General features: G+C 67.8%; 11 protein-coding genes. 7 read left to right on the forward strand and 4 right to left on the reverse strand.

The window, feature by feature from the left end; all coding sequences use genetic code 11:
* Positions 1–154: 154 nt before the first annotated feature.
* Complete coding sequence (locus D7325_RS01160; RefSeq protein ID WP_120993268.1) at positions 155–1,483, forward strand: APC family permease; 1,329 nt, start codon at positions 155–157, stop codon at positions 1,481–1,483.
* Here the strand turns inward: D7325_RS01160 and D7325_RS01165 are convergent.
* Positions 1,470–2,510 (reverse strand): metal-dependent hydrolase, encoded by a 1,041-nt coding sequence (locus D7325_RS01165; protein ID WP_120993271.1) that lies wholly within the window; start codon positions 2,508–2,510, stop codon positions 1,470–1,472. The two genes, D7325_RS01160 and D7325_RS01165, sit on opposite strands and share 14 nt — an antisense overlap.
* A 123-nt stretch (positions 2,511–2,633) precedes the next feature.
* Here D7325_RS01165 and arfB point away from each other — a divergent pair, with 123 nt between their 5' ends.
* The gene (arfB, locus tag D7325_RS01170) at positions 2,634–3,047 is read left to right on the forward strand and encodes an alternative ribosome rescue aminoacyl-tRNA hydrolase ArfB (protein ID WP_120993273.1); all 414 of its coding nucleotides are present in this window, start codon (positions 2,634–2,636) and stop codon (positions 3,045–3,047) included.
* Between the two features lie 7 nt (positions 3,048–3,054).
* On the opposite strand, the gene D7325_RS01175 is transcribed toward arfB, so the two are convergent.
* From D7325_RS01175 to D7325_RS01185, 3 genes are read right to left on the reverse strand one after another with little or no spacing between them, the layout of a single operon-like run.
* Positions 3,055–4,320: an MFS transporter gene (locus D7325_RS01175; RefSeq protein WP_120993275.1), complete on the reverse strand. Its 1,266-nt coding sequence runs from the start codon at positions 4,318–4,320 to the stop codon at positions 3,055–3,057.
* 54 nt (positions 4,321–4,374) lie between these two features.
* Complete coding sequence (locus tag D7325_RS01180) at positions 4,375–5,739, reverse strand: DUF2254 domain-containing protein (RefSeq protein ID WP_120993277.1); 1,365 nt, start codon at positions 5,737–5,739, stop codon at positions 4,375–4,377.
* A gap of 56 nt (positions 5,740–5,795) precedes the next feature.
* A complete protein-coding gene (locus tag D7325_RS01185; RefSeq protein ID WP_120993279.1) occupies positions 5,796–6,701 on the reverse strand; it encodes a LysR family transcriptional regulator in 906 nt (301 codons plus the stop codon).
* 182 nt (positions 6,702–6,883) lie between these two features.
* Between D7325_RS01185 and D7325_RS01190 the strand changes: the two genes are divergently transcribed.
* The 5 genes from D7325_RS01190 to D7325_RS01210 all read left to right on the forward strand — a co-directional run bounded on the left by D7325_RS01190 (position 6,884) and on the right by D7325_RS01210 (position 12,574).
* Positions 6,884–7,705 (forward strand): HTD2 family dehydratase, encoded by an 822-nt coding sequence (locus D7325_RS01190; RefSeq protein ID WP_120993281.1) that lies wholly within the window; start codon positions 6,884–6,886, stop codon positions 7,703–7,705.
* 145 nt (positions 7,706–7,850) lie between these two features.
* Complete coding sequence (locus tag D7325_RS01195; RefSeq protein ID WP_120993283.1) at positions 7,851–9,014, forward strand: acyl-CoA dehydrogenase family protein; 1,164 nt, start codon at positions 7,851–7,853, stop codon at positions 9,012–9,014.
* A gap of 392 nt (positions 9,015–9,406) precedes the next feature.
* Entirely contained in the window at positions 9,407–9,799 is a 393-nt protein-coding gene (locus tag D7325_RS01200; RefSeq protein ID WP_120993286.1) for a VOC family protein, read from the forward strand.
* A complete protein-coding gene (locus D7325_RS01205) occupies positions 9,796–11,148 on the forward strand; it encodes an MmgE/PrpD family protein (protein ID WP_120993287.1) in 1,353 nt (450 codons plus the stop codon). Before D7325_RS01200 ends, D7325_RS01205 begins: the two co-directional genes overlap by 4 nt.
* Before the next feature lie 223 nt (positions 11,149–11,371).
* A complete protein-coding gene (locus tag D7325_RS01210; protein ID WP_120993289.1) occupies positions 11,372–12,574 on the forward strand; it encodes a CaiB/BaiF CoA transferase family protein in 1,203 nt (400 codons plus the stop codon).
* The last annotated feature ends 14 nt before the right edge of the window (positions 12,575–12,588 follow it).

Below are 12,588 nucleotides of genomic sequence, written 5' to 3' on the forward strand. Positions count from 1 at the left end.
CCGTAGGGTGCGCTTCAGCGCACCACAGACGGTTGGCCTACCCCACGCGCTGCGCTCGAACCCGCCTTCGAGCCACCGGCTGAACTTCCCCGCCCACCCGTCGCTCTAGGTTGAAGAGGCCATGCAGGCCCTTCTTCCGTGAATAGAGCGATCCATGACCAATACCTCTGGAGAACCCAGCACGCGACTCAAGCGCGCCATCGGCGGGCCGGCGCTGTTCCTGTTCATTCTCGGCGACGTGCTGGGCGCGGGTGTCTATGCGCTGGCCGGCAAGGTCGCAGGCGAGGTCGGGGGTGCCATCTGGGTGCCGCTGTTGGTGGCGCTGGGCTTCGCGATGCTGACGGCAGCGTCCTATGCCGAGCTGGTCACCAAGTACCCGAAGGCGGGCGGCGCCGCGGTGTTCGCCGAACGGGCGTTCGGGCTGCCGGTGGTGTCATTCCTGATCGGTTTCTCGATGCTGGCGGCCGGCGTCACCAGCGCGGCGGGCCTGTCGCTGGCGTTCGCCGGCGATTACCTGGGCGCGCTCATCGATACGCCCACGGTGCCGACCGCGCTGGCGTTCCTCGTTCTGGTGGCGATGCTCAACGCCCGCGGCATTCGCGAATCGCTCGGCGCCAATACGGTGATGACGCTGATCGAAGTCAGCGGCCTGCTGGTGGTAGTGGTGCTCGGTGCGCGCTTCGTACTGGCCGGCGAGGGCGAGCCGGGACGGGTGCTGACCTTCACGCCCGGCGTGTCGCCGACGATCGCCGTGCTCGGTGCGGCGCTGATCGCCTTCTACTCCTTCGTCGGTTTCGAGGTGTCGGCCAACGTCGCCGAGGAGGTGCGTGACGTGCGGCGCAACTACCCGCGCGCGCTGTTCGGCGCCTTGCTGGTGGCGGGGCTGGTGTACGTCGGCGTGGCGCTCGCGGCCTCGGCGGTGCTGGCGCCGGATGCGCTGGGCGCCTCGTCCGCGCCGTTGCTCGATGTGGTGCGCGAGACCGGTTATGCGGTGCCGGATGAGCTGTTCGCGCTGATTGCGCTTATCGCGGTGGCCAACGGCGCGCTGCTGACGATGATCATGTCGAGTCGCCTGACCTTCGGCATGGCCGAGCAGGGGCTGCTGCCGGCCGTGCTCGGCAAGGTGCTGCCCAACCGACGCACGCCCTGGGTGGCCATCATCGCCACCACCTTGCTGGCCATGCTGCTGACCGTCACCGGCACGCTCGCGGCGCTGGCCGAGACGGTGGTGCTGCTGTTGCTGTTCGTGTTCATCAGCACCAACGTGGCGGTGCTGGTGTTGCGCCGCGACAAGGTCGAGGCCGAGCATTTCCGCGCGCCGACCCTGGTGCCGGTGTTGGCGATCCTGTCGTGCCTGGTGCTGTTGTCGCAGCAGAGCGCCGGCACCTGGCTACGCGCCGGGCTGCTGCTGGGTCTTGGCGTGATCCTGCACCTGCTGAGCAGCTGGCATGCGCGGCGCAGCGCGGCGGCTAGCGCCGGCTGAGCTCCGCGGCCCAGCGTTCCAGCGGTACCCGGGCGTCCTGGTTCCAGATGCGCCTCCACAGCGCCAGCAGGCGGTCGGCATCGCCACGGGCGGTCACTTCCCGGTCGACGTCCTCGATCAATCGCCAGCGGTCGCCGACCTGTTCGGCAAGCGCGAAGCGGAAGGGGTGGAAGCCCGGCACGCCCATGCGCAGGTCGGTGACCGCCAGGCGGCCGCCATTCACGTCGTAACGCAGGATGCCGTCGGTGAACCAGACGAGGCGGGCGTGCTTCGGTGAATCGGCCAGCACCTCGGCGAGCGCGGCACGGCGAGGCAGCTCGACGAGTTCCGGCGGCGCCTCGTCGAACCAGCTGACCAGCCCTTCGTAGTAGCGCTCGCCATCGATCACCACGACCCGCCACAGCAAGCTGTTGAACGGCGTCGGCGTGGTGAACACCGTTTGCGCGTCGATGCCGCTCGCCTCCAGCGCCGCATCGACGCGCCGGTCGACCATCAGCTTGCCCGCCACGGTGAACGCCAGGTACGCGCCGGCCAGGCCGAGGGCGATCGCCGGCCAGCGCGCCACCCGGCCCTGCAGGCCGAACAGCAGCCCGGCGATCACCGCGATCAGCAGCGGGACGGTGAACCCCGGATCGATGATGAACACGCTCGACCAGGCGGTCGGCGTGACGGGCAAGGGCCAGAACAACTGGGTGCCGTAGCTGGTGAAGGCATCGAGCAGCGGATGTGTGATCAGCACCAGCCAGAGCGTCAGCAGCAGGCGCCCGCCGCCATAGCCGGCCTCGGGACGCCACCATCGGACAAGCCCCGTCAGCAGCAACGCGAGCCCCGACAGCACGAACAGCGAGTGGCTGAAGCCGCGGTGATAGGTCATGTCGGCGATGGCATCGCCGTAGTCGATGATCACGTCGAGGTCGGGCAGGGTGCCGAGCGCCGCGCCATAGACCAGCGCCTTGCGCCCCTGCCAGCGGCCGAGCAGCGCCGCCTGGACGCTGGCACCGAGTACGGCCTGGGTGATCGAATCCATGCAGCAGGCTCCCTTCGTGACGGTGGCAAACGATAGCCGGTCGACCCGCCGCCAGGCCAAGTCTCAATTGTGTGCAGGTATTCCCGCTGGCCGGCAGCGGGCTCGAGAGGCACCATAGACGTCATGTTGATCATCTCGAATGCCGTGCAGCTTCCCGAGGCGGAGCTGCAATGGACCGCCATTCGCGCGCAGGGCGCCGGTGGCCAGAACGTGAACAAGGTGTCCAGCGCGATCCACCTGCGCTTCGACATTGCCGCCTCGTCGTTGCCGCCGTTCTACAAGGAGCGGTTGCTCGCCCTGCGCGACGCGCGCATCACCGCCGAGGGCGTGGTGGTGATCAAGGCGCAGCGTTATCGCACCCAGGAGCAGAACCTGGCCGACGCGCAGGAGCGGCTGATCGAGCTGATCCGCTCGGCGGTGCGGGTGGAAAAGTCCCGTCGCCCGACGCGCCCGACCCGCGGCTCCCAGGAGCGCCGGCTGCAAGGCAAGACCAAGCGCGGCGCGATCAAGGCCGGCCGCGGGCGGGTCGACTTCTAGCTCGCCGCTACGATTGCCCCGAGCCGTACACCGGCTCGGCGGTGTGGTGCTCGGTTTCCGGGGTGTCCGGCATCAGTTCCAGCACGGTATGGCTGGTCCGCAGCATCGGCGTGAAATGGCCATGCGGCTCGCTGATCAGGTCGCTGACGCGGCGCGAGCGATACCAGGCATAGAGCGCCAGCAGGCCCAGACTTACCGCGAAGAAAAGCGGGAGTGCCTTCGGGCCCATCAGCGTCATCAGGCCGCCCGCCGTGACCGGACCGAAGGCGGCGCCAAAGCCGTTGGCCAGCAGCAGGCCGCTGGAGCCGGCGAGGATCTCGTCCGGATGAAGCTGATCGACCATCAGCGCCACCGAAATCGAGTAGATCGAGAAGGCCAGGCCGCCCCACAGGAACATCCCGGCCAGCAACAGCGGGCCGGCGGTGAGGAAGGTCAGCCCCGCGGAAAGCAGCGCCGCCAGCGCCACCACCCAGAGCAGGATCAGCCGCCGGTCATGGGTATCGGAAAAGCGCCCGATCGGCCATTGCAGCACCGCGCCGCCGAGAATGGTCACGCTCATCATCAGGCCCACGCCGGAGGCGTCGAAGCCGCTTTCGCTCGCGTAGACCGGCGCCAGCCCCCAGAAGCCGGCCAGCGCCAGGCCCGACAGCCCGGCCGCCATCAGCGGCAGAGGCGCCACGCGCGCCAGTTGCAGCAGATCGGTATGCGGCGTCTCCGGCTGTGCCGGCTGTGCCTGACGGGTGAGGGTGATCGGCATCAGCGCGCTGCAAATGAAGATGCCGGCCAGCCCGAAGAGCGTGAACACCATCGGGCTGTCGATCGCCAGCAGTTGCTGCGCCAGCGCCAGCGCGCCGAGGTTGACCACCATGTAGATGGCGAACACCTGACCGCGCTTGTCGCCCGAGACCTGCGCGTTCAGCCAGCTCTCGATGACCATGTACAGCGTGACCAGCGCGATGCCGTAGACCACCCGCAGCGCGATCCACACCCAGGGGTTCACGATCATCACGTGCAGCAGCACGGCGATGGCCGCCAGCGCGGCATAGAAGGCGAAGGTGCGGATGTGGCCGACGCGGCGGATCAGCGGCGGCGCCAGCCAGGTACCGATCAGGTAGCCGCCGAAGTAGCCGGACATCATGATGCCGATCAGCCCGGTCGAATACCCTTCGGCGACCCCGCGCAGCGTCAGCAGGGTCGTCAGCAGGCCATGACCGAGCAGCAGCAGGGCGACGCCGGCAAGCAGCGAGGCGATCGGGGCGATGAGTGAAGTCATGCGGTTATCCCTAAGCGAATGGCGTGTGGGCGACCGGCCCGGCGGGCATGGCGGTCAGCTTTGCGATGTTGGGCAGCGATCGGCGCCGAGGATTCCCCCACGAGGCGCAGGGGCGATCGGTCCGTGGTGCCGCAACGTTGCGTTCAGGCGCTCGATCGCCTGATCGATGACGTCCAGGTCGATCGCCTCGACGACCTGTCCATCGCGCGGAATCACCGCCTTGGCATGCCGCAGCAGCACGGCTTCGGCGTCGGCGTCCGGTCCGGTGAACAGCAGGTTCTTGCAGGCCTGCAAGAGGCTCAGCAGCACCGGCACGTCCGCATGACCATAACGGCGGATCGGTTCGAGCACCGCATGCAGCATGGCATCGAGGGTCATTTCGCGCAGGAACAGCCGCGGCCGGCCGGATTCATCGCAGGCGACGTCATGGTCGGGTAGGCGCAGGCGCTCGGCGAACAGCACGGTCAGCATGTCGATCGCCTTGATGGCCGTGCCCGGATCGTTGACCGCCGGGCTGAGCGCGCGGATCGCGATCTCGCTGATCTGCTTGAAGCCGAAGAAATGGTGCCGGTCGGCGTATTCCTCGACGTAGAAATCGAAGCAGTCCAGCAACGCATCCATCAGCCGCTCGTCCTGCGGGTCGCGATCCAGCCGAAACAGGGGGTGACCCGGCATCACGAAGAAGCCGTTATGGATCTGCACCGACATGCGCAGGTCGTTGCGCGCCAGGATGTCCAGCGCGGCAGCCTGATTGAGCGCCTTGAAGTAACCGGCCTTGCGCGAGCGGGCGACCGTCCAGTCGGTGTCGTCGGGCCAGCCGGGACGCGTGTCGAGCGCCTCCCAGCGCGCGCGCTGCTCCGCCAGCTGGGCCAGGGTCTGCTTGTAGAGGCGGTTGAGGTTGAAGTCGACCTGGATCGACAGCGAGATGGTGCGGATGAAATAGATGAACAGGCACAGGCAGACCACGCCGAGCACCAGCGCGAGGTAGATGCCAAGGCTCGGGACGTTGATCTGGTCGCCTTCCTGGATGGTCGCGACCAGCAACAGCGAATCGATGATGGTGCCGAGGTAGAAACCCAGCACCACCTGATGACTGCGCCGGCTGATCAGCCCCGGCAGCACGCGCGGCGAGAGTGCGTTGGCCGCGGTGCTGAGCACGACCATCACCATCGAGAAGCTGAAGACCATCAGCGAAATCACACCGCCGACCAGGGTGCCGAGGATCAGCCGTGCGTTCGCGGCGTTCTTGACGATGCCAAGCTCCAGATCCTGCTTGTATGGCTGCAGCCAGGTCATCTCCAGGACGATGGAAACGACGCACAACGCGACCAGGCCCAGCGCCACCAGCGTCGGGTACAGGGCGATGCTGTCGGTGGCCCGACGGTACAGGCGAAACAGGCGGTTGGTGAGCGTCGACATGCGTGATCCACGGGTGGGCCCGGCGGGCTGCCGTCCCTGCCCATTCGGCATTGTGCTCACGGGTTGGTTCGTTCGTGGGCGGTCGGGGCGAGGGTGGCGATCAGCGCCTTCACCGTGCCCGGCAAGGCGGCGAACTCGCGGACCAGGATGCTGCGCTCGCGCACGGCCCAGGGTTCGTCCAGCTCGACGATGGCCAGTCGCATGGTGCGCGAGTGGCGGCTTGCCGCCGATTCGGGAATCACCCCGATGCCGACGCCGGCCTCGATCATCCGGCACACCGCCTCGAAGCTCGAGACCTGGATGCGCAGCGAGAGCTGGCGCCCGAGCCGCTCGACCTGATCGCGCAGAAAGCTCAGCAGGGTGCTGCCTTCGTGCAGGCCGATGTGCTGGTAATCGAGCGTCTGGCTCAGCGTGACCTGCGCCTCGGCCGCCAGCGGGTGGCCGACCGGCAGCGCCAGCACTAGCCGGTCGGTGCTGAAGTGAAGGATTTCCATCCCCCGCGCTTCGACCGGCCCGGCGATGATGCCCAGGTCGGTCGACCCGTCGAGCACGCCGCGCACGATGTCGCGCGACAGGCGCTCCTGCAGATCGACCGTCACCCCCGGCCGTGCGGCGAGAAAGCCGGCGAGCTTTTCCGGCAGGAACTCGGTCACCGCCGTGGTGTTGGCGAAGATGCGGATGTGCCCGGCCGAGTCGGTGCCATAGGCGGCGAACTCGCTCTTGAGGTAGTCGACCTGCCGCATGATCAGCCGCGCATGCTGCAACAGGCGCTGGCCGGCGGGCGTCAGCTCGACGCCACGGCTGTCGCGGTACAGCAGGCGCGCGTCGAGCTGCGACTCGAGCGCCTTGATCCGCGCGCTGGCCGCCGCGGGCGACAGATGGCCGCGGCGCGCGCCCTGGGTCAGGCTCGGTGACTCGGCGATGTGGATGAAGAGGCGCAGGTCGGCGAGGTCGAAGTGCATGGCGGGTAGTCCTGAAACGGTCTGTGACACAGCTTGCCACGGGGCGTACGCGACATCGCTCATCAGCGTCCGGGGCGTTCGGCGTTAGGCAATGCCGAACGCCGGTGTCGAGAAAAGCAAATTCACAGAATGCGGCCGGGGTTGCAAGCTGCGTCGCAATGACACAGGGAGATGATTGCGAGATGACCGATACCGCCGCCTGGCTCGGACGCACCGAGGACACGCACGAAGAGTTGAGCCGCAACCTGATCAAGCGCATCGCGGCGACATTCGGCGAACCCGAGCCGGGCACCGGCCAGGCGCTGCCGCCGCTGTGGCAGTGGTGCTTCTTCCAGGACGCGGTCCCGGAAGCGGGCCTGGGTGGCGACGGGCACCCGGCGCGCGGTGGCTTCCTGCCGCCGGCGGACAACCGCAACCGCATGTGGGCCGGTGGCCGGCTGGAATTCATCGAACCGCTGCGGGTGGGCGAGGAAGCGACCCGCACCTCAACCATCCTGAAGATCGAGGAAAAGGCGGGCCGTACCGGCTCGCTGCTGTTCGTCACCGTCCGGCATGACTATGCGCAGAACGGGCGCCTGGCCATTCGCGAGGAGCAGGACATCGTCTACCGCGAGCCGAGCCCGCCGAAGACCAGCAGCGGCGAGCCGATGGTCGCCGGCGACTGGCGCGAGGCGGTGATGCCGACGCCGACGCTGCTGTTCCGCTATTCCGCGGTGACGTTCAACGGCCACCGCATTCACTACGACTGGCCCTACGTGACCGAGACCGAGGGCTACTCCGGGCTGGTCGTGCATGGCCCGCTGATCGCCACGCTGAGCCTGCGCGCCTTTTGCCGCGCCAATCCCGACGCGCGCCTGCGCCGCTTCGCCTACCGCGGCCTGCGTCCCTTGATCGCACCGCACCCGTTCGAAGTCGGCGGGCGCATCGTCGCGCCGGGCAAGGCCGAGGTCTGGGCCGGCGACCACAACGGCCTGGCCCAGAAGGGCGAGGTGGAGTTCGAGTAAGGCGGATGCCAGCCCCTCACCTCTGACTTCTTTCCGAGGTGCAGAGTGAGGGACAAACGGACATCCGTAGGAGCGAGCTTGCTCGCGAACCGAGTTCACGCTTCGCGAGCAAGCTCGCTCCTACCCTGAAATTTGAGGAACCCTGATGAATCCGTACCTGAACGACGAATACAACGCCATCCGTGAAGGTGTGCGAGCGCTCTGCGCCGAGTTTCCGGCCGAGTACTGGCGCAAGATCGACGAGGAAAAGGGCTTCCCGGAAGCCTTCGTCAGCGCCCTGACCGAAGCGGGCTGGCTGTCGGCGATGATCCCGGAAGCCTACGGCGGCTCGGGCCTGGGCCTGGCCGAGGCCTCGATCATCCTCGAAGAGGTCAACCACTGCGGCGGCAACTCCGGCACCGTGCACGGGCAGATGTACAACATGTTCACGCTGCTGCGAAACGGCAGCGAGGAACAGAAGCACTTCTACCTGCCCAAGCTCGCCAGCGGCGAACTGCGCCTGCAATCGATGGGCGTGACCGAGCCCACCACCGGCACCGATACCACCAAGATCAAAACCACCGCCGTGCGCCAGGGCGACAAGTACGTCATCAACGGGCAGAAGGTGTGGATCTCGCGCATCCAGCATTCGGACCTGATGATCCTGCTGGCGCGCACCACGCCGCTGGCCGAGGTGAAGCGTAAATCCGAGGGCATGTCGATCTTCCTGGTCGACCTGCGCGAAGCGATCGGCAACGGCCTGACCGTGCAGCCCATCGCCAACATGGTCAACCACGAGACCAACGAGCTGTTCTTCGACAACCTGGAAATCCCGGCCAGCAGCCTGATCGGCGAGGAGGGCAAGGGTTTCCGCTACATCCTCGACGGGCTCAATGCCGAGCGCACCCTGATCGCTGCCGAGTGCATCGGCGATGGTCGCTGGTTCATCGAGAAGGCCGCCGCCTATGCCCGCGACCGCGTGGTGTTCGGCCGGCCGATCGGGCAGAACCAGGGCGTGCAGTTCCCCATCGCCGAGGCGCACATCGAGATCGAGGCGGCCGACCTGATGCGCTGGCGCGCCTGCGAGGAATACGACGCCGGGCGCAACGCGGGCGCGGCGGCGAACATGGCCAAGTACCTCGCCGCCAAGGCCAGCTGGGAAGCGGCCAACGCCTGCCTGCAGACCCACGGCGGCTTCGGCTTCGCCAACGAATATGACGTCGAGCGCAAGTTCCGCGAGACCCGGCTGTACCAGGTCGCGCCCATCTCCACCAACCTGATCCTGTCGTACGTGGCCGAGCACCTGCTCGAGCTGCCGCGCAGCTTCTGATGGCGCCAGGAACCGGCGTATGGATGCCCCGTAGGAGCGAGCTTGCTCGCGAATGGCCCACAACGACGGCTTCGCGAGCAAGCTCGCTCCTACGGGCCGGTCGACAGACCGTAGGGTGGAAGACGACCGCAGGTCTCTTCCACGCGTGTCTCACGGGCGACGCCACCGGTGGGGAACGCCTGACCCGTCCACCGACGGGTGCCGCGATGCAGCGGAGCAGGCACGGACAATCGCGTGGAAAAGGCTTCGCCGTTTTCCACGCTACGAGTTTGGTGACGCCGGGATTCGGTGCGTGGATGTGTAGGAGCGAGCTTGCTCGCGATTGGCCTGCAACCACGGCTTCGCGGGCAAGCTCGCGCCTACGGGTCCATGACCAGAAGGAGATGAATGCCATGCAGATCGACCACCTGGATCACCTGGTCCTCACGGTCGCCGATATCGAGGCGACGATGGACTTCTACACCCGCGTGCTCGGCATGCAGGCGGTCAGCTTCGGCGAAGGGCGCAAGGCGCTCGGCTTCGGCAGCCAGAAGATCAACCTGCACCCGGCCGGTCGCGAGTTCGAGCCCAAGGCCCAACGCCCGACGCCGGGCTCGGCTGACCTGTGCTTCATCGTCGCCACGCCGCTGGTCGAGGTCGTCGCACACCTCGAGCGCCACGGCGTGGCCGTCGTCGACGGGCCGGTACAGCGCACCGGCGCCACCGGCCCGATCCGCTCGGTCTACGTCCGCGACCCCGATCTGAACCTCATCGAGTTATCGAATCCGCTGGAGATGCCTGCATGAGCCAACATACCCGCGCGCTTACCGAATTCCTCGCCGGGCTGCGTTACGAGCAGATTCCCGAGGCGGTACTGGCGCGCACCGAAGACCTGTTCCTCGACTGGCTCGGCTCGGCGCTGGCCAGTGCCGGCGCGCACCCGATCCCGTTGTTCGAGCGTTACGCGAAGGCGATGGGCCCGGCCGATGGCCCGGCCCGCATCCTGGTCAATCGGACGGGTAGCTCGGCCTACTTCGCCGCGCTGGTGAACGGCGCGAGCTCCCACCTCGTCGAGCAGGACGACCTGCACAACAGCTCGGTGCTGCACCCGGCGACGGTGGTGTTTCCCGCCGCGCTCGCCGCTGCGCAGGACCTGGGCAAATCCGGCCGCGAGCTGCTGCTGGCCTCGGTCGCCGGTTACGAGGCGGGGATTCGCATCGGCGAATTCCTCGGCCGGTCGCATTACCGCATCTTCCACACCACCGCGACCGTCGGCACCCTGGCCGCGGCGGTCGCGGTGGGCAAGCTGATGGACTTCGACCAGCAGCGGTTCACCCACCTGCTCGGCAGCGCCGGCACCCAGGCCGCCGGACTCTGGGAGTTCCTGCGCGACGCCGCCGACTCCAAGCAACTGCACACCGCCAAGGCGGCCGCCGATGGCCTGCTCGCCGCGTACCTGACCCGCGACGGCCTGACCGGCGCGCAGGACATCCTCGAAGGCGAGCAGGGCATGGCGGCCGGCATGTCGCGCGATGCCGATCCGAAGAAGCTCTCCGACCGGCTCGGCAGCCGCTGGGCGCTGGCGGAAACCTCGTTCAAGTACCACGCCTCCTGCCGTCACACGCACCCGGCCGCCGATGCCCTGCTCGAGCTGATGCAGCGCGAAGGGCTGAGCGCGGCGGATATCAGCGCCGTCAATGCACGGGTCCATCAGGGCGCGATCGACGTGCTCGGCCGGGTGAAGGTGCCGCAGACGGTGCACCAGGCGAAGTTCAGCATGGGCACGGTGCTGGGGCTGATCGCCGTACACGGCAAGGCAGGGCTGCCGGAGTTCCACTCGCTGGCGCTCACCGACCCGCAGGTGGCGGCCTTCCGCGACAAGGTCGGCATGGTGCTCGACCCGGAGGTCGACGGCGCTTATCCGGCTCGCTGGCTGGGGCGTGTCACGGTCGAGACCGTCGATGGCCGCACCCTGCATGCCGCCATCGACGACCCCAAGGGCGACCCCGGCAACACCCTCAGCCGCGCCGAACTGGAAGACAAGTTCCGCCGCCTGGTGCAGTTCTCCGGCGCCCGCAGCGACGACGAGGCCGGCGAGCTGATCGCCAAGGTCTGGCGGCTGAGGGAAACCGACGACCTGACTGGTTTGCAGTGACCTGTAGGGTGGGCTCGACGCCTTGGCCTGAACCGTAGGGTGGAAAACGACCACAGGTCTTTTCCACCGACCGGGCAGGGCGACACCGAAGCAGACGCGCGGAAAAGGCTTTGCCGTTTTCCACCGAGGGACCAGACACAACCCGTAGGAGCGAGCTTGCTCGCGAAAGGACGCCGAAGCATCCGCGACCAAGGTCGCTCCTACACGTAACGGCAGGAATGACATGACCGACACAGCAACCAACCCCCGCCCTCTCGACGGCATCACCGTGGTCAGCCTCGAGCACGCCATCGCCGCGCCGTTCTGCACGCGGCAACTGGCCGATCTCGGCGCGCGGGTGATCAAGATCGAGCGGCCGGGCGTCGGCGACTTCGCCCGCGGCTACGACGAGCGCGTCGACGGCCTGGCCTCCCACTTCGTCTGGACCAACCGTTCGAAGGAAAGCGTCGCGCTGGACCTCAAGGCGCCCGAGGCCGGCGAGGTGCTCGACGCGTTGCTGGCCCGCGCCGACGTGCTGGTGCAGAACCTCGCGCCCGGCGCCGCGGCGCGCATGGGGCTGTCGTTCGAGGCGCTGCACGCGCGCTTTTCGCGATTGATCGTCTGCGACATCTCCGGCTACGGCGAGGGCGGCCCGTACGAACAGAAGAAGGCCTACGACCTCCTGATCCAGAGCGAGGGCGGCTTCCTGTCCGTCACCGGCGGGCCGGGCGAGGACGAGATGGCCAAGGCCGGGTGCTCGATCGCCGACATCGCAGCCGGCATGTACGCCTACACCGGCGTGCTCTCGGCGCTGATGCTGCGCGACAAGACCGGCGAAGGCAGCCGGGTCGACGTGTCCATGCTCGAAAGCCTCGTCGAGTGGATGGGCTATCCCTTGTACTACGCTTACGAGGGCGCACCGCCGCCGCCGCGCGCCGGTGCCGCGCACGCCACCATCTACCCGTACGGGCCGTTCCCGACGGGCGATGGCGGGACCGTCATGCTGGGATTGCAGAACGAGCGGGAATGGGGGCTGTTTTGCGAAAAGGTGCTGTTGCAGCCGGAGCTGGCCACGGACGATCGGTTTTCCGCAAACTTCAAGCGCTCGGAGAACCGTGCCGAGCTGCGCGCGATCATCGTCGAGACCTTCGCCAACCTCACCGCCGACCAGGTGATCGAACGCCTGGAGCGGGCCTCGATCGCCAACGCACACGTCAACGACATGGCCGGCGTCTGGGCACACCCGCAACTGAAGGCGCGTCAGCGCTGGAGCGAGGTAGACAGCCCGTCCGGCAGGTTGCCGGCGCTGTTGCCGCCCGGCCGCAACGCCGCCTTCAGCCCGCGCATGGATCCGATCCCGGCCCTTGGCGAGCACACCGAGCGCGTGCTGGCCGAGCTCGGTTACGCGAGCGACGCCATCCAGCGCATCACCGGCCGTGCCGGCTGAACCGGACCAGGAGC

This window comes from Stutzerimonas urumqiensis (genome assembly GCF_003640395.1).
GTDB classification, from domain to species: Bacteria; Pseudomonadota; Gammaproteobacteria; order Pseudomonadales; family Pseudomonadaceae; genus Stutzerimonas; species Stutzerimonas urumqiensis.

Excerpts from the sequence above, each read along its gene's own strand:
- D7325_RS01190 (WP_120993281.1), top strand. The coding sequence starts at position 6,884 with ATGACCGATACCGCCGCCTGGCTCGGACGCACCGAGGACACGCACGAA.
- D7325_RS01180 (WP_120993277.1), bottom strand. The coding sequence starts at position 5,739 with ATGTCGACGCTCACCAACCGCCTGTTTCGCCTGTACCGTCGGGCCACC.
- D7325_RS01165 (WP_120993271.1), bottom strand. The coding sequence starts at position 2,510 with ATGGATTCGATCACCCAGGCCGTACTCGGTGCCAGCGTCCAGGCGGCG.
- arfB (WP_120993273.1), top strand. The coding sequence starts at position 2,634 with ATGTTGATCATCTCGAATGCCGTGCAGCTTCCCGAGGCGGAGCTGCAA.
- D7325_RS01185 (WP_120993279.1), bottom strand. The coding sequence starts at position 6,701 with ATGCACTTCGACCTCGCCGACCTGCGCCTCTTCATCCACATCGCCGAG.
- D7325_RS01195 (WP_120993283.1), top strand. The coding sequence starts at position 7,851 with ATGAATCCGTACCTGAACGACGAATACAACGCCATCCGTGAAGGTGTG.
- D7325_RS01210 (WP_120993289.1), top strand. The coding sequence starts at position 11,372 with ATGACCGACACAGCAACCAACCCCCGCCCTCTCGACGGCATCACCGTG.
- D7325_RS01200 (WP_120993286.1), top strand. The coding sequence starts at position 9,407 with ATGCAGATCGACCACCTGGATCACCTGGTCCTCACGGTCGCCGATATC.
- D7325_RS01175 (WP_120993275.1), bottom strand. The coding sequence starts at position 4,320 with ATGACTTCACTCATCGCCCCGATCGCCTCGCTGCTTGCCGGCGTCGCC.
- D7325_RS01160 (WP_120993268.1), top strand. The coding sequence starts at position 155 with ATGACCAATACCTCTGGAGAACCCAGCACGCGACTCAAGCGCGCCATC.
- D7325_RS01205 (WP_120993287.1), top strand. The coding sequence starts at position 9,796 with ATGAGCCAACATACCCGCGCGCTTACCGAATTCCTCGCCGGGCTGCGT.